11 protein-coding genes are annotated in these 19,972 nt (G+C 72.0%); 9 read left to right on the top strand and 2 right to left on the bottom strand.

Features of this window, described 5'->3' with window-relative positions; translation table 11 throughout:
* Positions 1-15: 15 nt before the first annotated feature.
* From H283_RS0100255 to H283_RS23455, 3 genes are read left to right on the top strand one after another with little or no spacing between them, the layout of a single operon-like run.
* Complete coding sequence (locus H283_RS0100255; RefSeq protein WP_020141501.1) at positions 16-1,386, top strand: 6-phospho-beta-glucosidase; 1,371 nt, start codon at positions 16-18, stop codon at positions 1,384-1,386.
* Positions 1,387-1,427: 41 nt separating this feature from the next.
* On the top strand, positions 1,428-2,186 hold the full coding sequence (locus tag H283_RS0100250) for a LamB/YcsF family protein (protein ID WP_020141500.1): 759 nt from the start codon (positions 1,428-1,430) through the stop codon (positions 2,184-2,186).
* Between the two features lie 23 nt (positions 2,187-2,209).
* The gene (locus H283_RS23455) at positions 2,210-3,853 is read left to right on the top strand and encodes a carboxyltransferase domain-containing protein (protein WP_043647987.1); all 1,644 of its coding nucleotides are present in this window, start codon (positions 2,210-2,212) and stop codon (positions 3,851-3,853) included.
* A 3-nt stretch (positions 3,854-3,856) separates the two neighbouring features.
* On the opposite strand, the gene H283_RS0100240 is transcribed toward H283_RS23455, so the two are convergent.
* Complete coding sequence (locus tag H283_RS0100240) at positions 3,857-5,005, bottom strand: sensor histidine kinase KdpD (protein WP_081633728.1); 1,149 nt, start codon at positions 5,003-5,005, stop codon at positions 3,857-3,859.
* Positions 5,005-5,676 (bottom strand): response regulator transcription factor, encoded by a 672-nt coding sequence (locus H283_RS0100235; RefSeq protein WP_028785226.1) that lies wholly within the window; start codon positions 5,674-5,676, stop codon positions 5,005-5,007. Before H283_RS0100235 ends, H283_RS0100240 begins: the two co-directional genes overlap by 1 nt.
* Before the next feature lie 315 nt (positions 5,677-5,991).
* Here H283_RS0100235 and H283_RS0100230 point away from each other — a divergent pair, with 315 nt between their 5' ends.
* The 6 genes from H283_RS0100230 to H283_RS0100205 all read left to right on the top strand — a co-directional run bounded on the left by H283_RS0100230 (position 5,992) and on the right by H283_RS0100205 (position 19,948).
* Complete coding sequence (locus tag H283_RS0100230) at positions 5,992-11,466, top strand: IPT/TIG domain-containing protein (protein ID WP_156022879.1); 5,475 nt, start codon at positions 5,992-5,994, stop codon at positions 11,464-11,466.
* 119 nt (positions 11,467-11,585) lie between these two features.
* On the top strand, positions 11,586-12,878 hold the full coding sequence (locus H283_RS23450) for a multicopper oxidase domain-containing protein (protein ID WP_020141496.1): 1,293 nt from the start codon (positions 11,586-11,588) through the stop codon (positions 12,876-12,878).
* A 20-nt stretch (positions 12,879-12,898) separates the two neighbouring features.
* Positions 12,899-14,239: a multicopper oxidase domain-containing protein gene (locus H283_RS0100220; protein ID WP_020141495.1), complete on the top strand. Its 1,341-nt coding sequence runs from the start codon at positions 12,899-12,901 to the stop codon at positions 14,237-14,239.
* Positions 14,240-14,250: 11 nt separating this feature from the next.
* Positions 14,251-17,412, top strand: a complete 3,162-nt coding sequence (locus H283_RS0100215) for a multicopper oxidase domain-containing protein (RefSeq protein WP_020141494.1) — start codon at positions 14,251-14,253, stop codon at positions 17,410-17,412.
* A gap of 68 nt (positions 17,413-17,480) precedes the next feature.
* Positions 17,481-18,005 (top strand): hypothetical protein, encoded by a 525-nt coding sequence (locus tag H283_RS0100210; protein WP_020141493.1) that lies wholly within the window; start codon positions 17,481-17,483, stop codon positions 18,003-18,005.
* Complete coding sequence (locus H283_RS0100205; RefSeq protein WP_020141492.1) at positions 18,005-19,948, top strand: copper resistance protein CopC; 1,944 nt, start codon at positions 18,005-18,007, stop codon at positions 19,946-19,948. Before H283_RS0100210 ends, H283_RS0100205 begins: the two co-directional genes overlap by 1 nt.
* Positions 19,949-19,972: the final 24 nt, after the last annotated feature.

The following is a 19,972-nucleotide window of genomic DNA, read 5'->3' as shown; positions in this document are numbered from 1 at the left end:
GAGGGTGGTGCTGCCATGAAGCTGGTGATCCTCGGCGGGGGCGGGTTCCGCGTGCCGCTCGTCCACGGCGCGCTGCTGCGCGACACCGCGGACCGACACGTCACCGAGGTCGTCCTGCACGACACGGACGGCGCCAGGCTCGACGTCATGCGCCAGGTGCTTGCGGCCCAGGCCGCGCTGGCCGGCACGGACTCCGGCGCAACGATTGCGCCCCCGACGGTCACGGCGACGACCGACCTCGACACGGCGCTCGCGGGTGCCGACTTCGTCTTCTCCGCGATGCGGGTCGGAGGTCTCGACGGCCGCACCGCCGACGAGCGGATCGCGCTCGACCTCGGCCTCCTCGGCCAGGAGACGACCGGCCCCGGGGGAGTCGGCTACGGCCTGCGCACCGTGCCCGTCGCGCTCGACGTCGCCGAACGCATACGCCGTCTGTCGCCCGACGCATGGGTCATCAACTTCACCAACCCGGCCGGGCTCGTCACCCAGGCGATGCAGTCGGTGCTCGGTGAGCGGGTCGTCGGCATCTGCGACTCCCCGCTGGGCCTCGCGCAGCGCGCGGCCACGGCCCTCGGTCACGACCTCGACGACCTCGAGATCGACTACGCCGGGCTCAACCACCTCGGCTGGCTCACCGGGCTGCGCCACGACGGCCGCGACCTGCTTCCCGACCTCCTCGCGGACGACGTCGCCCTGGGTGCCATCGAGGAGGGTCAGCTCTTCGGCACCGAGTGGTTGCGGACGCTCGGTGCCCTGCCGAACGAGTACCTCTTCTACTACTACTTCACCCGTGATGCGATCGCCCAGATCACCGGTGCGCCGCAGACGCGCGGCGAGTACCTCGTCGGTCAACAGGCCGACTTCTACGCCGGAGTGGCTGCCGAACCCGAGCAGGCCTGGCAGCGCTGGGACTCCGTGCGACGCGACCGCAACGCGACCTACATGCAGGAGACCCGCGAGAGCGACGACGGGCACACCCAGGAGCGCGCCGAGGCCGACGTCGAGGGAGGGGGCTACGAGGGCGTGGCGCTCGCGCTCATGGCCGCGATCGCGCGTGACGAGCCCGCGCGCCTCATCCTCAACGTCCGCAACGGCGGCGCCGTCGTGGGGCTCCCGGACGACGCCGTCGTCGAGGTGCCGTGCCGGGTCGACGCGGCCGGCCCGGTTCCCGTCACCGTGAGCCCGCTCCCCGGCCACGCGCTGGGCCTCGTGCAGCAGGTCAAGGCCGTCGACGAGCTCGTCATCCGGGCAGCCGTCGAGCAGTCGAGATCTCTTGCGGTGCAAGCGTTTGCCCTTCACCCGCTCGTCGACTCGGTGACCGTCGCGCGCGAGGTGCTCACGGCATACGAACGGCGGTTGCCCGGGCACTACGACGGCCTGAGGTGAACGACCCGGTGGAGCCGCTTCCGGTGGGGCAGGATCGGGTCATGCGACTCGACCTCAACGCCGACGTCGGCGAGTCCTACGGGGCGTGGACCCTGGGCGACGACGCCGCCGTGCTCGACGTGGTGACGAGCGCCAACGTCGCCTGCGGCTTCCACGCCGGCGACCCGCTCACCCTCCGCACGACGTGCCGGTATGCCGCCGAGCGCGGTGTCGTCGTCGGCGCGCAGGTGGCCTACCGCGACCTCGTCGGCTTCGGGCGGCGCTTCATGGACGTCCCGCCCGACGAGCTAACCGCCGACATCATCTACCAGCTGGGCGCCCTCTCGGCGGTGGCCCAGGTCGAGGGGACGGACGTCGCGTACGTGAAGCCGCACGGCGCCCTCTACAACGCGGTCGTCCACCACGAGGCGCAGGCCAGGGCGCTCGTCGACGCCGTCGTGGCGGTCGACACCTCCCTGCCGGTCCTCGGCCTGCCGGGCAGCCTCGTGCTCGAGCTCGCGACGGACGCGGGGCTGCGCGCCGTCACCGAGGCGTTCGCCGACCGTGGGTACACACCGGACGGCCGACTCGTCCCGCGGACCGAGCCCGGCGCCGTGCTCCACGACCCGGGAGAGGTGGCGGCCCGCGTCGTCCGGCTCGCGCAGGAGGGCCTCGTGACCGCCGTCGACGGCACCGACGTCGAGGTGCGTGCCGAGTCGGTGTGCATCCACGGCGACACCCCCGGCGCGGTCGCGATGGCGCGGGCCGTGCGCGCTGCGCTCGAGCAGTCCGGCGTCGAGATCCGCCCCTTCGCGGGCTGAGCGTGGAGGCCCGGCTGCTGCCCATGGGCGGCGCAGCCCTGCTCGTCGAGGTGGCCGACACCGATGCCGCCCTCGCCCTGCGTGCCCATCTGGCGTCGCTCGTCGAGCGCGCCACGGGCGTATGGGAGGGCGTCGACCACCTCGTGGCCGGGGCGCGCACCGTGCTCGTCGTGCTCCGGGACCCCGGGCGGCGGTCGGACGTCGGCCGGGCTTGCCTCGACGAGGCGGCCGGCCTCTCGGTGGCGATCACCCCGCCGGACGGAGGGGCTGAGGTCGTCGTCGAGATCCGGGTGCACTACGACGGGCCCGACCTCGACGAGGTCGCCCACCTCACCGGACTGACCCGTGACGAGGTGGTCCGCGCCCACACCGGCACGCCCTGGCGGGTGGGGTTCGGGGGCTTCGCGCCCGGCTTCGCCTATCTCGTCGACGGCGACGCGCGCCTGCGCGTGCCGCGTCGCAGCGAGCCCCGCACCCGCGTCCCTGCCGGATCCGTCGCTCTCGCAGGCGATTTCAGCGGCATCTATCCGCAGGACTCTCCCGGCGGGTGGCAGCTCATCGGCACGACCGAGGCCGTGCTCTGGGACGTCGACCGCGACCCGCCCGCGCTGCTCGCGCCGGGCACGCCGGTCCGCTTCGTCGACGCCGGCCAGACCGCGTCCAGTGACCTCGTGGCCCAGCCCGCCCCGTCGGTCGCGGGGACGGATGCGACGGCGAGTCCACTCGACGGGGTGGTCGGGGAGGGCGGGGACGTCGGTGTGGACGCGGGCTCGGCTCGGCGCGGCCTGGAGGTGCTCGCCACCGGGCCGCTCACCCTCGTCGAGGACCTCGGCCGCCCGGACCTCGCCGACGCGGGGGTGGGCCGCTCCGGGGCGGCCGACCCGACGGCATACGTCCTCGGTCTGCGGCTCGTCGGGCACCTGCTCGACCCCCACGAGCCGGGCGGGCCGACGCCCGCGTCGCTCGAGGTCACTCTCGGCGGGCTCTCGGTGCGCGCCCGCGGTGACCTGCTCGTCGCGCTCACCGGCGCGCGCTGCCCCGCTGACGTCGACGGCCGACCGGTCCCGCACGGCGCCCCCGTCGCGCTCGCCGACGGGGCGGTGCTCACCCTCGGAGTGCCTGCGGCCGGCCTGCGCACGTGGCTGGCTGTGCGTGGCGGGATCGCGGTCGCGCCGGTGCTGGGCTCACGGGCGACCGACACCCTGGCGCGCGTGGGGCCGCCGCTGCCTGTCGTCGGTGACGTGCTCCCGATCGGGCCGTCGCCGGCGACGTTCCCCGTCGTCGAGGTGGCACCGCAACCGAGCCTCACCGACGGCGAGGTCGTGCTCGACGTCGTGCCCGGTCCCCGTGGCGACTGGTGCGACCTCACCGCGGTCGGCAAGACCTCCTGGGCGGTCTCCTCGCGCAGCAACCGCGTGGGAATCCGACTGGAGGGCAAAGCGATCCAGCGAAGGTCCGCGTATGCCGACCGCGAGCTCCCCAGTGAGGGCATGGTCCCCGGGGCGGTGCAGGTGCCACCCGGGGGCGAGCCCGTCGTGTTCCTCGCCGACCATCCGGTGACCGGTGGCTACCCGGTCGTCGCCGTGCTCACCCCACGAGCCGTCGCGCTCGCCGCCCAGCTGCGCCCCGGCCAGCAGGTGCGGCTCAGGTGGTCGCGCGGGGACTGAACCTCAGGCGCTGCGCGCCCCCGTCCCCGTGTCCGGCTCGCGCCGTACTCCGGAACGCAGGAACGCCATCTGCTCCTTGGCCTCCGGGGCGATCACCGCGGTCGGGCGTGCGACGGGCAGGGTCGGCGCGGCATGACGCACCGGCAGGATCATCGCGACGTCCGCGCCGCCCCACGGAGACACCCCGAGCTGGACCCACCCGCCGCGTCGCGTCGCGACGTCGCGCACGAGGGACAGCCCGAGTCCGGTCTGGGAGAGGTCGTCGCGCACGCCGTCGAGCACGCCGCTCGGGAGGTCCTGACCGGCGGCCGAGCGCAGCATGTCGGTGGTGAAGCCGCGGCCCGAGTCGGCGACCCCGATCGCGATGGCGCCGCGCATCGGGCGCGCGTAGAGCAGGACCGTGTCGTGGTCGTGCTCCGTGTAGCGCAGCGCGTTCTCGATGAGGGTGTCGAGGCAGGCTCGCAGCCGCTCACCTGAGCAGTGGAGCGTGAGCGCCGACGACTCGACCTTCCAGTTGCGCTGGGCGACCGCCGACCACCGCTCGGCCGTCTGGTGGAGCACCGAGTCGAGCTCGACCTCGGTGACCTCGAGGTCGGACCCGACGCGCATGCTCCGCACGAGCCGCTCGCACACGCGGGTGAGCCGCTCGAGCTCCTCGTCGACGACCTGGAGGTCGGCGAGGTCCTCTCCGGGCGGGGTCCGGTCCATGAGCATCTCGAGGTAGCCGCGCGAGATCATGAGCGGAGACCGCATCTCGTGCGACGTGCGCAACGTGAGCAGCTCGCGCATCGTCGAGTCGGCGCGCTCCCGTGCCGCGTTGACCGTGAGGTCCGAGAGCGCCTGCTGACGACGGCGCACGTGCCAGATCATGAGCGCCATGAGCAGGAGCATGAGCGGGATCTCGGTCGTCTCCTGCCACTCGAGGACGTCGGTCATGACGCGGTAGACGAGGATCGCGCCGGTCACGAAGGTGAAGACGCCGAGGCCGACCCACGTGGACCGCGGGCTCCACTGCTCGAGGCCGAAGCAGAGCGCGAAGGCCGCCCAGGCGATGTGGTACGGCACCGTCTCGCTGCCGGGAAGGGCGATCATCGCGGCCGAGCAGAGCGCGGCGAAGACGCTCCAGACGAGGACCATCCGATGGCGCACCATCAGGCGTCCTCGTAGAGCCCGTACCCGACGCCGCGCAACGTCTCGACCGGGATGTCCTGGCCGAGCTTGGCGCGGAGCCTGCCGACGCACACCTCGACGACGTTGCTGCCCGGGTCGAAGTCGAGGTGCCAGACGTCGTGGAGCAGCTCCTCCCTGTGGCACACCTGGCCGGCGCGTCGCATGAGGTGCGCGAGCAGGCTGAACTCCCGCTCGGTGAGCGAGGCGCTGCGCGACCGGAACGTCGCGCGACGGCGTCCCACGTCGAGACGTATGCCGGCCACCTCGAGGAAGCCGTCGTCGGCGGGAGCACGCGCCGCCCCGACGTTGCGCCGGACGCGAGCCATGAGCTCCGTCAGGCTGAACGGCTTGGACACGACGTCGACGGCGCCGCGGTCGAGCGCCTCGACGCGTGCTCCCACGTCGGTGACACCCGACAGCACGATCACGGGCGTCGTCTGCTTGCGCTCCTTGATCGCGTTGAGCACGGCCATGCCGTTGAGCCCGGGCATCACGAGGTCGAGCACGACGAGATCGACGTCCCTCGACGCGAGCCGGTCTATCGCGGCGTTGGCCGTTGCAGCGGTCACCACCGAGTGTCCTTGGGACGACAACGACTTCGCCAGCAACGTGCGTACGCGTTCCTCGTCGTCGACCACCATGACTGTTGCCATGAGAGTCCCCCTCCCCGATCTGTCGCCAAGTATGGATCTGAGCGTGGGAACGCGGAGTGGGAAAGGTCACAGAGCTGTGAAATCTGTGGACGAGACCCGGATCTTTCCGCGCAAATCGGGCGCCAACATGACAGGAACATGACGGCGCGCTGGCAACGACGTGACAGGTGCCTGAGCCGAAGCCGACCCCGTCCATGACAGTTGCCTGAGCCCTCCACCCATCTCGCCAGGGCGCCGTGACGGCGCGTGCGACGTTCGCGGGACGACGGGCTCGCACCGAGCCCTGCAGAGCATCACGTGGGGGTTGCCGTGGACATGCCAAGGCTGCGTAGGCGTTGCGTCCCGATCATCGCCGGACTGACCGCACTCGCCATCGCCGGAGTGGCTCAGGTCGGTGGACCGCTGGCAGCAGCGGCCGCCGCACCGAGACCGGCGGTGGCGCCCGCGGCGCCCGCCGCGGCACAGGCCGCGGCACCGGCGGTGACCACCCCGACGGGAGGACCCTGTCCGTCGACGACCGCGGCAGGCAAGGGGTGCATCACGCTGACCGTCGCGAGCGCACGGTCGGTCGGCACCGGCGCGGGTTTCATCCAGAAGGGCGACCACGTCACGGCCTACCAGTGGATGGTCAACGAGGACAGCACCGGCGACCCGGGGACGGCGGACGCACCGCTCCTCGACAAGTGCCTCCCCTCGCGGGCGCCCGGCGGCAGCACGAAGCCGGCCAACCCCGCCGCGGGTGACCCGACGGAGCCGTATGCCGACAGCTGCCCGTGGCCTTCGGTGCGGCCCACGTCGGGCTTCTCGAAGATCGTCGCGCAGGGCTCCGAGGCCGACCTCGACTCCGCGAAGGTCCTCGAGGGCCTCGACCCGGGCAAGTACCTCATCTCCGTCACCGCAGACGGCTACAAGATCGACGGCGCGCACTTCACCGTGAAGGCGGGGCTGAAGGGCCTCGTCGCCGTCGAGATGCAGCCGCTGCCCCTGCCGCTCGCCACGATCAAGATCCAGGTCTTCAACGACAACGTCCCCGCGGACGGGACCTACGAGGCCGACGCCGAGCGCGGTCTGTCCGGCTTCACCGGCAACCTCTCCGACGTCCTCGGACCGGTGAGCACCGACTACTACGGCAACGCCCTGTGCACCGTCTACCGGCACGACTCGGCGGGCCGCATGCTCTTCGGCACCGACGGCAAGCCGGTCGTCGACACGACCCGCTCCACCGGCAAGTGCACGAGCGACGCCTCGGGCGTCATCACGATCCCCAACCTCGGCCCGAACCGCTACGGCGCGACCGTCTCCCCGCCCGCCGGCCAGGCCGGCTGGGTCCAGACGACGACCCTCGAGGGCGGGCACGACCACGACATCTGGGTGCAGGAGGGCGACACCGGCCTCGACACCGAGTTCATCAAGGGCGCCGAGCCTGTGCCCGCGACCCAGTTCGGCTTCGTCCGCGTCAAGGCCATGCCCGCGTCCTCCGCGACCGGCGAGGTCAAGGGCGTCGCCGTCGCCGGCCTGCCCTACATCGGCGGGCAGAACGGGCAGGTCGTCCCCGAGACCGGCTGGGCGGGCGCCAAGTACGCCGGTCCGATCGCGTCGCCGTGGGTGGCGCTCTCCGACCTCACCGCCGGGGACGCGGCCGTCTACGTAGGGCGGGGCGCGGCCAACGGCTCGTTCGACATCAAGAACGTCCCCGACGGCACCTACCAGCTGACCCTCTGGGACGACGCACAGGACTACATCCTGTGGAGCTTCAACGTCGAGGTGTCCGGCGGAGACCTCGTCGACGTCGGCAACAAGATGCTCGTCGGCTGGTTCACGCACGTGCGTGGCACGGTCTTCGTCGACGACAACGGCAACGGCAAGCGCGACCCGGGCGAGGCGCCGGTACCCGGCTTCACCCTGACGGTCCGCGAGCGCGACAACTCGCTCATGGACCAGTACACGAACCTCGTGAACACCGGCGACGACGGCGTCTACGACATCAAGGAGGGCTACCCGCTCAGCAAGTGGCTCGTCCTCGAGGCGTTCAACACCCGTTACCGGACCACCGGGGTGACCTACCAGGCGGACAACGAGGACTCCCCGACAACCATCCTCGGCGGCCTCGTCGACATCGACTTCCTGCCCGTCATCGGCCTCTCGGGCCGCATCGACTGGGGCGTCGAGCCGTACGCGACGAACGAGAACGGCGGCATCGCCGCCACCGTGTCCTACGACGTGACGCGCAACGAGCTCGACCCGGCCGACGCGGTGAGCGAGGACTACCAGCCCGGCATCCCCGACGTGAACGTCCACGTCTACGCCTCCGTGCCCTGCTCGGCCACGACGGCCGAGGACAAGGCGAACGCGTGCCGCCAGGGCAAGGCGATCGTGCCGCTGTCGGTGCCCAACCCGGCCCACGACACCGACCCCACCGCTCCGGCGACCATCCCGAACCCCGACCCCGAGCGCGGCGCGCTCGTCAAGGGCGCCGAGGTCCAGGACCACTACCCGAGCGAGGAGTGGGCTCCGCCGCGGGGCTGCACCGCTCGCCAGTGGGACGGCACCGAGCTGACCGACCAGCTCGCCCTGCCCGAGTCCGGTCCCGACGCCAACAACCTCTGCGTCGAGGCACCGATGATGGGAGTGCAGGTCGGCCCGTCCGACAACACGCCCGGGGCGGCCGGCCAGACGGTCAACGGCAACTACGGCTTCGGCGGCCTCGACGCGGGTGACTACATCGTCGCCGTCGAGGTGCCCAAGGACCCGGTCGACGGCAAGCCGATGTACCAGGTCACCCGCGAGGAGGACGTCAACGTCTTCGACGGCGACACCTACCTCTCCCAGGAGAACTTCCCGCCGACCGTGGCCGAGGCGGCCTCCGACGGCCCCGGCACCGGCAACGACCCGCTGCCCCCGACCCAGCCCCCGTCGCAGGGAGCCGGCATCATCTCGGGCTGCGCGGGCGCGCTCCACACGGTGCGCGTCACGAACCCGGCCTTCCTCGACGGCGGCGGCAGCCCCTTCGAGGGCCAGGACCGGCCCCTGTGCGACTCCAAGCTCATCACCGTCCGCAGTGGACAGACCGTCGCACCGAACTTCAACCTGTTCACGCCCGTCCCGATCCCCACGCACTTCTGGGGTCTGACGATCAACGACCTCGGCCTGTCCCTCGACAAGCGGAGCGCCAACTACGGCGAGGCCCAGGGCCTGCCCAACGTCCCCGTCGGCCTCTACGACTGGAGCGGACGTCTCGTCGACACGACGCACACCGACTTCAACGGCTTCTACGAGGCCCTGGAGCCCTCGACCGGGACGTACAACTGCCCGGTCCCGGCCGGTCCCTGCCCCAACATGTACCGCTTCACGGGCAACGACCCCGGCGGGCCGGGTGACCCGAACCCGGACTACAACCCGGCCTACCGGACGATCAGCACCAACTTCCAGGGCTGGCCCGGCCTCTACACCGTGACCGACACCGCGCCCACCCAGGCGGCCGCGACCGTGCTCGCCCCGGGGACCACTGCGTCGAACCCGGCGCGCTGCAACCTCGGCACGACCGACCCGCAGCTGTTCGCCGTGAGCCGGCCGTACCTACGGTCCACCGACGCCAGCCGGACGGTGACCATCCAGGGCACCGGCTTCGGGGCGACCCGCGGCACCGGCTCGGTGACGCTGACGAACAGTGCCGGTACGAACGTCCCCGTGACGACGTACGGCACCTGGTCGGACACGAGCATCACCTTCACCGTCCCGACCTTCACGTCGACGGCCACGACCGCTCGTGGTCCCCTCAAGGTCGGCGTCACGAACGCGTCGAAGCGCTCGACGTACAACGGCCTGACCATCTGGAACCTCGGGACGACACCCGCCTCGGGAGCCTCGACCACCTACAACCCGAACGTCATCGAGGTCCGACCGAACAGCCAGTACGACACCGTCCAGAAGGGGCTCGAGGCTGCCACGCCGTCCTCGACGAGGCGCCACTGGCTCGTCGTCGTCTGGCCCGGTGCCGCGACCGCGCTCAACCCGCGCGGTGAGTACAACGAGAACCTCCTCGTCCACCACCGTGTCGCGATCCAGGGCGTGGGCCCGGGCGGCTTCACGACGAATGCCGACGGCTCGCAGCAGTGGGTGCCCGGCTCGATCATCGACGGGTCCGGCTTCAGCCCCGACCTGCCCGGTGGCACGGCCTGGATCACCCGGCTCGGGACGCTGACCTACAGCGGCGAGCTCGACGTGCCCGACGCCGCGACGATCACCGTGCTCGACGACCCGACGCGCGCCTCCGTCAACGACGCGGCCTACCCCGTGGCCATCGACGGGCTGCAGGTCACCGGCGGGGCCCAGTCGGACTTCCCCGGCAACGTCAACGTGCTGACCGGCGGCGTCACGACGCCGTACGGCGCGGCAGGTGCCCTCGTCACCCAGGGCGGCGGCATCTACCTGCACAACAACAACCGGAGCGTCCGCATCACCGACAACGTCATCGTCGGCAACAGCGGCAGCTACGGCGGCGGCATCCGAGTGGGCACGCCGTACACCGGTGACAACCGCAACTACGACACGCTCATCGCCGACAACCAGGTGCTCAACAACGGCGGGACCAACCTCGCCGGCGGCATCGGGCTCTTCACCGGCAGCGACGGCTACAAGGTCGTGCACAACGCCATCTGCGGCAACTTCTCCGCGGAGTACGGCGGCGCGATGACGGCCTTCGGCTACATGTCGAACGCGGGTGGCAGCGACGGAGGCACCGTCTCCGGCAACACCATCTGGTTCAACAGCTCCTACGACGAGGGTGGCGCCGTGATGCTCGCCGGCGAGCTGCCGTCGAGCCCGACCGGACTCAGCCCCGGCACCGGTGCGGCGACGATCGACGCGAACGTCATCGACGCGAACCTCGCGAGCGACGACGGCGGCGGCATCCGACTGCTCCAGGTGGCCGGCACGCACGTCACCCGGTCCGACCCGCAGACGATCGCCATCACGAACAACACGATCACCAACAACGTGTCGGCCCACGAGGGTGGCGGCATCGCCCTCGACGACGCGCCGTTCGTCACCATCGTCGACAACACCGTCGCCGGCAACATGACGACGGCGACCGCGGTCACCTCGGACGGACTGCCGGCCCCCGCCGGCCTCGCGACCGGACCGAACAGCGACCCGCTCATGGCCAAGCTCAACAGCAGCGGCCTCACCGCAGGCGCCTTCGCGCTCGTCAAGGTCACCGGGCAGTCGACCTTCAGCAAGCCGGTGCTCCTCGACAACGTCTTCAACGACAACCGCGCCGGCACCTACGTCGGCGGCTACGTCTACGGCATCGGCGGCACCCTGCCCGACGGCACGGCCAACTCGGTCGACACGTGGGACATGGCCGTCGTCGGAGGCCCGGGCACGCTCCACCCGGTGGGCGGCGTCATCCAGACGACGACAGGCACCGACGGAGGGGTGGGCGTCACCGTCAGCGACACGCCGGGGTTCAAGGACCCGACGCCCGACCTCACCGTCACCGTCCTGGCGGCCCGCACCTTCCCGGCCTTCCGGGAGGCGGCCATCGTCACGGCCCTGCTGCCGCCACGCCTGCGGGCGGACTACCACCTCTCGGGGACGGCAGCCACGGCATACGGCAAGGGACGCGGGACGACGACGGTCACCTACGGCAGCCAGACGCTCTTCGGCATCACCACCCAGTGGACCGCAGTCGTCAATGCCGCCGCGCGCGACATCGACAACCAGCAACGGCCAACCGTCGTCGGCACGGCAAGACGGTTCGACTCCGGCTCCGACCAGTACTACCCGTAACCCCACAGTCCGGCCCCCGGGGCATCCCAGTCACTCCCACTGGATCCCCCGGCGCCCCGGGGGCCAACCCACTCACCACCCGTCCGGCGCAGGAGCCGGACCGACCTCAGGAGCACCTCATGACCGACGAATCACGCTCAGACGCCGCACGGCGCACGGCGGGCTCAGGTCTCGGCCGACGAGCCGTCATGCTGGGTGGGGCGGGCGCCGTGGGCAGCGTCTTCCTCGGCACGCGCCTCAGCTTCGGACAGCAGGCCGCCCGCCCGACCGTCGTACAGGCCGCCGCCACGGGCCCCGCCAAGTCGGTGCACCTGGCCGGCACCGACGGCTGGGTCAGCATGCCGGCCGGCTCGCCCGACGACCTGCCCTTCTTCCCCGACTCGCTCGCGCCGTCGCCCTTCGACACCTACGTCTTCGGCTTCCGTGACGTCACGGGCATGTCGGCGACCCAGGTGGCGGCCACGCGCGGCAAGGCGCAGATCTCGGCGCCGATGCTCGCCTTCGACGAGCTGGACGAGGTGACGATCACGCTGTCCAACCTCGGACTCGTCATGCGGCCCGACCTCTTCGACGGTCACACGCTGCACTGGCACGGCTTCGTCAATGCCATCCCGCTCTTCGACGGCGTGCCGGAGCTCTCCCTCGCCGTGCCGATCGGGCGCGACCTGTCCTACTTCTACCGCCCCCGCGACGCCGGCACGTACATGTACCACTGCCACTTCGAGGACGTCGAGCACGTGCAGATGGGCATGACCGGCATGGTCTTCGTGCGGCCGAAGCAGAACAAGACGCCGCTGGCCGGCCACCCGATCGGCACCAAGTACGCGTACAACGACGGCGACGGCAGCACGCGCTACGACCGCGAGTTCGCCTTCATGATCACCGAGCTGTGGTCGGCCGCCCACTACCGCGACGCCCACATCCAGGTCAGCGACTGGACCGACTACGCACCGAGCTTCTGGCTGCTCAACGGGCGCGGCTACCCCGACACCATCGCGCCGGGGGGCAACCCGACGTCGGCGGCGGCGGGTCGGCTGCAGTACCAGCCGATCAGCTCGCTCATCACCTGCAACGTCAACGAGACGGTGCTGCTGCGGATGTCGAACCTCGGCTACCAGAACCACGCCCTGACGCTCGACAACGTCGACATGCAGGTCATCGCCAAGGACGCGAGCCTGCTCCGCGGCCGCGACGGCTACACGAACTACCTCGAGACCAACACCGTCGACGTGGGGCCCGGCGAGAGCCGGGACGTGCTCGTCACGCCCCACCAGCCCGGCGAGTACCTGCTCTACGACCGCAACTACGCCTATCTGGGCAACGGCGGGGGACCCGGCTGGGGCGGCATGATGACCGTCCTCCGCGTCGGCGCGCCCGGCACCTACGGGCCCCAGACCCAGCCCAACACCTGACGAGCCGACGGAGGACGATCATGCGACTCAACCGATCACGACGCCACCCGGGCGACGCGGCGAGTGCCGCGCGTACCCGACGGCGCACGGGCATCCTCGCGGCCGTCGGCGCCCTCGTGGCCGCCGTGGCCGTGGGCTCGACCGCCGGTGCCCAGGCTGCGACGTCCGAGGGGCTGCTCTGCCAGACGGACCCGCAGCAGACCTTCTCGCTCACCGCGCGGACGGGCTACGTCTCGACCCCCGACGGCAACTCGATCTACATGTGGGGCTACGGGATGAGCTCCGGACAGTTCCAGCTGCCCGGCCCGGTCCTCTGCGTCACGTCCGGCCAGCCGGTCACCGTCATCCTGCACAACGACCTGCCGGAGGCGACCTCGATCCTCTTCCCGGGCCAGAAGGCGGTCAAGGCGAACGGCAACCCGGCCCAGCCGCAGCTCGACACGGGCGGCTCCCTCACCTCGATGGTCCAGCCGGCCGGTGCCTCGGGCGGCTCGGTGACCTACACCTTCACGGCCGGCTCGCCCGGGACGTACCTCTACTCGAGCGGCACCGATGTGACGAAGCAGCAGCAGATGGGCCTCTACGGAGCCCTCGTCGTGCGACCCGCAGGCGCGGCCGGGCAGGTCAACGCCCGCCCCGACTCGGCCTTCAACCCGCAGCACGAGTACGTCTTCCTCCTCTCGGAGATCGACCCCGAGGTGCACCTGGCCGTCGAGCGCTCGCAGCCGGTCGACTGGGGCGCCTACAACGCGCGCTACTACCTCATCAACGGCCGCAGCATGCCCGACACCCTCGCGCCCAACAACGCGTCGTGGCTGCCGAGCCAGCCCTACGGCGCCCTCGTGCACATCAAGCCGTACGACGCGGCCAGCAACCCGCTCCCGGCGGTCATCCGCTACCTCAACGCGGGACGGGGCAACTACCCCTTCCACCCGCACGGGAGTGACGAACGCGTCGTCAACAAGGACGGGCACGCCCTCCAGGGCACGAGCGCCACTGCGCCACAGGATCTCTCGTACCTCAAGTACGACATCGACGTCATGCCCGGGCAGACCGTCGACGCGCTGATGGATTGGCGCGACGTCGAGCACTGGGACGCGACGTCGAACCCGATCCCGACGCAGCTGCCCGTCATCACCGACCAGCTGCTCGTGGGTGCCGACACGTGGTTCAGCGAGAGCCCCTACCTCGGCACGAAGGGCACCTACCCGTCGAACATCACCGTGAACAACGAGTGCGGCGAGTACTACCACGTGGCCCACAGCCACGCGCTCCAGCAGGCGACCAACTACGGCGCAGCCTTCGGCGGCATGATGACGGTCTTCCGCATCGACCCGCCCGCCGGCTGCCCGACGAGCTGAGGACGACAACGATGACCTCTCGACCCAGCCTCCGGCACCGCCTCGGCGTCTCCGCCGTCGCCGCCGCGCTCGCGACCGTCCCCTTCGCCGCCACGACCGCGTATGCCGTCTCGTCGGCCTCCGCGGCCACCTCGGCCTCCGCCGTCGCCTCCTCCGTCGCCCCGGCCGCCGCACCCGCGGTCGCGCCGGCGGCACCGGTCGGCAAGCTGACCCCGAACACGCCCGGCTGCACCGTCACCCCGGCCTCCGCGCCCGACCCTGAGATCGTCGCGTGCGACCTCTGGGCCAAGCCCGGCACGAACCAGGTTCTCGGACAACCGATCCCGATCTGGGGCTACTCGACGACCTCGGCCGGGGCGGCCACCGCGCCCGGTCCGGCCATCATCGCCCGCCAGGGCGACAGGGTCGTGCTGACGCTGCACAACGGACTCGACGAGCCGACCTCGCTCGCCCTGCCCGGGCAGCCCGCGGCGTCCATCAGCGAGGGCTTGCCGACGGCGGCCGCGACGACCGGCATCGCGCCGGGAGCGACCGCGCGCTACGTCTTCACCGCCGGCCGACCCGGCACGTTCCTCTACGAGGCCGGCCACACCTCGGGCGGAGCCCGGCAGGTGGCGATGGGTCTTGCCGGCGCGCTCGTCGTCCTCGGCGACGGCACGGCATACGGCCAGACCTACCAGGACGAGGCGGTGCTCGTGCTCAGCGAGATCGACCCCGCTCTCAACGCCCACCCGACGTCCTTCGACATGCGTGAGTTCCACCCGGCCTACCGGCTCATCAACGGCAAGCCCTTGCCGTCGAGCGACCCCGTGCCGACCGACCAGGGCCACACGGTGCTGCTGCGCTACGTCAACGTCGGGTCCGAGCTGCACTCGATGAGCACGCTCGGCGCCGACCAGGTCGTCCTGTCGCACGACGGACACGGTCTCGCGTTCCCGGAGCCGTCCGTCGTCGTGCCGGTCGACCCCGGGGTCAGCGTCGACGCCCTCGTCACCGTCCCGTCCGGACCCGAGTCGAAGATCGCGGTCTACGAGTCCTCGGCCCGCCTCGACAACGCCGGCCAGACCACGGCCGACCCGCTGTCGGTGGCGTTCGGCGGCATGATGACCTTCCTCGACACGAACGCGCCCGCACCCTCGACCGACGGAGTGGGCCCGGTCTCGACAGGGATCACCGCGACCCCGAACCCGACGGACGCCACGGGCCCCGTCACCGTCACCGCGACCGTGAGTGACGCGACCACGGGCCGCGGCACCGTCAGCCAGGCCGAGTTCGTCGTCGACGACGCGGTCACCGTGGGCGTCGGCAGCGGCGTCCCGATGACCGGGCCGTTCGGCGTCGAGACCACCACGGTCAGTGGCACGATCCCAGCCGTGGCGACCGCCGCGGACTGTGCTGCGCCGGTGCCTCCCGTCGACCTGCACTGCCTGACGTCGACGAAGCACACGGTGTTCGTGCGCGGTCTCGACGCCGCCGGCAACTGGGGCGTCGTCGGGTCGGTGATCCTCAACGTGGCCAAGTCCGGCCCGCAGACGGTCGCACTCTCGGTGAGCCCGTCGCCCGCGAGCGGCAAGGGCGCCGTCACGGTCAACGCGACCGGTGACGACACCGCGGCCGGAGGCACGATCACCGGCGCCGAGTACTTCCTCGGTGCGGCCGCCGGCGCCAACGGCTCCGGCCACGCGATGACCCTCAACCGGGTCGCGACGAAGGTCGCCGAGACCGGGACCATCCCGGCCGCGGACGTCCTCGCTCTCGGCGAGGGGACCTCGCAGGTGTGGGTCCACAGCCGCAACTCCCAGAACATCTGGGGGCCGGCCGTGCCCGTCGACCTCACCGTCGACCTCACCGCGCCGGCCGTCAACGCCGCCACCGTCGGGCCCAACCCGACCAACGCGGTCGCCAGCTCGAAGTCCTACCCCGGCTACCTCGTGATCTCTGCCGAGCTGCAGGACCGCGACGCCGGCAACGGGCTCCAGAGCCCGGTGCTCGCCGGCGAGGCCTTCATCGACCCGACGAGCACGACACCGACCTTCGGCAAGGGCCTCAGCCTCATCGCCGTCGACGGTGCCTTCGACTCGCCGACGGAGCAGGTCTACGGCCTCATCCCGCTGACCCAGGTCAAGGCGATGACGCCCGGCGAGCACCAGGTCTACGTGCACGGCAAGGACGCCGCCGGCAACTGGGGCAGCCTCACCGCGAGCAACGCCCTCGTGCGGCTCTTCGTCGACAAGACGGCACCGGTCCTCGGGGCCGTGACGGCCTCGCCGAACCCGACCAACGGCTCGGCCACGGTCACACTGTCCGCGCCGGTCACGGAGGCCCCGGTCCCGACCTACGTCGGGCCGCGCTTCCAGGGCGCCGAGTTCTGGACCGGCACGACCGACCCCGGCGCCGGCAAGGCCACGCGGGTCCAGGTCACCGACTCGGGCACCGGGGTGTCGGCGGCGATCCCGCTGACCGGCATCCAGCCCGGCACCGTCTCGTTCAACCTCCGCGTGCAGGACGCCGCAGGCAGCTGGAGCAACGCGTCCGCGGTGACGGTCCAGGTGACCCGACCCAACGCGATCTTCAGCGACACGTTCAACAGCACCTCGCTGTCGAGCTGGTCGGCGCGGAGCGGTGCGGTCACGACAGCCCTGGCTGCCGGCATACCGCTCGGCACCGGCAACTACGGCATGGTCGCGACCGGCTCGGCCACCCCGGCGTACGTCACCGACACCACGCCGTCGGCCGAGACGACCTACCGCGCGCAGTTCTCCTTCAACGCCAACACCCTCTCGTCGGGCACCAGCACGACGGCATGGCTGACGGTGTTCGAGGGGCGCAGCGCCACGGGTCAGTCGTTCGCCGTGCAGTACCACCGTGTCGGCACGGGGGCGGTGACGCTCCGCACCGTGATGAACCGCGCGGCGTTCGGCGCCACGACGAGCAACGCGCTCAGCCTGGCGGCGGGCAACCACACGATCCGCGTCGACTGGGTGCAGGGGACGGGCGGGTCGCTGACCCTCCGCGTCGACGGCACCCTGCGTGACACGCGGTCCGGCAACAACACCGGCACGGCAATGCAGATCGAGACGGCTCGTCTCGGGGTCATCGCCGGCACCACGTCGAGCACGGCGGGCACGGCCTGGTTCGACAGCTTCGTCTCGACCCGGAACAGCATCCCCTGATCCGGTCCCACCTCGTGCCGGGGTCACCTGCCCGTGACCCCGGCCGGCAGCATCGGAGGGCAGTCCGAATGAGCACCACCACAGCAGTTCCGCCGGTCCAGCCGGCCGGTCCCTCCGGCCCCTCCGACCCGTCCACGCGGACGGGTCGGGAGGGCCGGGCCAGGGCCGCGCTCGCCGTCGTCGCCGTCCTCGTCGTCGCGGTCCTCGGTCTCCTCGGGGCCCGTGCGCTGCGAGGCGGCGACGACCCGGGGCGACCGGTCCCGCACTCCGCCGCCATGGAGACGGCGCTCGGCGTCCGCATCTCGCGGGTCGCGGTCGTCGGCGACGGGGGCCTCGTCACCGTCAGCTACGTCGTCCTCGACGTCGACAAGGCGAGCCGCTTCCAGGCCGACGTCAAGCACCCGCCGGTGCTGCGCAGCGAGGCCCGTGACGGCTCGACGAACCGCGTCTCGGTCATGCGACAGGGGCACATCAACCGCGCGGGCGCGACGTACTACTTCGTCTACCAGAACACCGGTGGCGCGCTCCGCGCCGGTGAGGACGTGACGATCGAGTACGGCGGCCTCCGCCTCGAGCACGTCCCGGTGCTCTGATGGGCCTCCGACGGGCCCTGCTCACCCTGGTGGTGGCTCTCGGCACGGCCCTGCTCGTCGGCCTCGGCGCGGGCCCGGCCTCGGCCCACGCCTACCTCGCGTCGAGCAACCCGGCCGATGGGGCCAGCCTCGCGGCAGCCCCACGCAGCATCGAGCTGCGCTTCACCGAGCACGTCGTCCTCGCCTCGACCGAGATCACCGTCACCGAGCCGGACGGTCACCGCGTGGCACCGACGTCGATGACGCTCGTCGAGAGCGACGAGGACCAGGAGGCGCCGGCGACCGTCGTGGCCACGATCCCCGCGCTCGGGGTCGGCGCGTACCACGTGTCCTGGCGGACCCTGTCGAGCGACGACCTCCACGAGTCCGCGGGCATCTTCGCCTTCGGCGTGCAGAGCGAGGTGCAGGCTGCCGGTCCGAGCGAGAGCAACCCGGACCTCTTCGAGCTGGTCGGCCGGTGGGCCGTCCTCGCGGGGATCGGCGCCGGGCTCGGCGCCGTCGTCGTCGGACGCCTGCTCCGTCGCCTGCCGGAGCCGACGAGCGGTATGCCGCGGGCCTGGCTCCGCCGTCAGGCGTTCCGTCTCCTCGTCGTCGGGGCGACGGCGGCCCTGGCCGTCGCGCTCGTCGACCTCGTCCGCTTCGGCGCCGCGGCGTTCACCCCCGGCTACCTGCTGCGGTGGGGGCTGCGCGAGGCGGCCCTGCTCGGCGCGGCGCTCGCGCTCCGACCGGCACCGCCGAACCGGCCGGACCGGCCGGACCGGTCGGCCTCGGGGCGGGTGTCGCGCGACGTCGCAGCCACGACCGCGCTCCTCGGCGCGGGCCTGCTCACCGTGAGCATCGGTCACTTCGGGGTCCGCGGCGGCCCGACGTGGGTCGTCACCTCGACGGTGCACCTCGTCGCCGCCCTCCTGTGGGCGGGCTCCGTGGCCGCCCTCGCGCTGCTCGGCGTGCGCGCCGTACGGCTGGGACTCTCGCGATCGGACGTCCGCTCGGTCCTGCGGGGCTTCCGCACTTCCGCCACGGTCTCGGTCGTCGTCGTCGCCGTTACCGGGGTCTACCTCGCAAGCGACGTCGTCGTCTCGGTCGACGCCGCGCTGCTCACCACCTACGGTCGCGTCCTGCTCGCCAAGGTCGTCCTGGCCGGCCTCGTCGGGCTCGTCGCGCTCGCGACGACTCGCGCCCTGCACCCTCGGGGGTTGCAGGAGGGGCAGGCCCGACGAGCCTTCGTCGCGGTGGAGGCCGTCGGCCTGCTCGTCGTCGTCGCCCTCGCCGGTCTCCTCGCCACGGGGCAGCCCGCCGTCTCGCCCCGCCTCGTCAGCGAGCAGGCGCCGAGCGTCATCGACGACCGGCCGGTCGCCGACCTCCAGCAGACCCTCGCCCTGCGGCCAAACCGTCCGGGCGCCAGCGTGGCCCTCATCGACGTGCTCGACACGCGTCGACCGTCCCCCGGGCCCGTCACGGGCGTGTCCGTCACCGTCCGGGGCAGCTCGTCGGGTGGCGTCGACGCGCGTCCCGCCGTGGCGCAGGCGCCGGTGACGGCGATCGCCGTGACGCCGTCGCGCTGGTCGGCGGCCCTCGAGCTGCCGGCAGGTGGACCGGTCGACGTCGATGTCGTCGTGCACCGGCGCGGTCTCGACGACGTGCGCAGCACCGTGCACTGGGTCGTCGGCCCGAGCTCCTCCGACCCGGCCCCCGTCGTGTCGCGGGCGCCCGTCTCGGGGCAGCTGGCCCTGGCGTGCGCCGTGCTCGCCGTGGCGGCCGTGATCGGCGCCGCCTGGCTCCTCGTGAAGCGCCGCCGTCAGCCGTCTCCGGCACCGGGTCGTACGCGTACGCCTGTCGGGCACTGGGCGCCCCGGCCCCAGGCGTCCGCCGTCGCAGGCAGCACCGACGCGGCTCAGGACGAGTCCGGTGCCGTCGCGCCGCGATCCGCCGCGAGCCGGTGACGGCCGGGGGACCCTCCCGTCGTG

It is taken from the genome of Terracoccus sp. 273MFTsu3.1, from assembly GCF_000383675.1.
GTDB lineage: Bacteria > Actinomycetota > Actinomycetes > Actinomycetales > Dermatophilaceae > Terrabacter.
The sequence above is the reverse complement of the archived record's forward strand: the minus strand, read 5'-3'. Positions and strand labels throughout refer to the sequence as shown.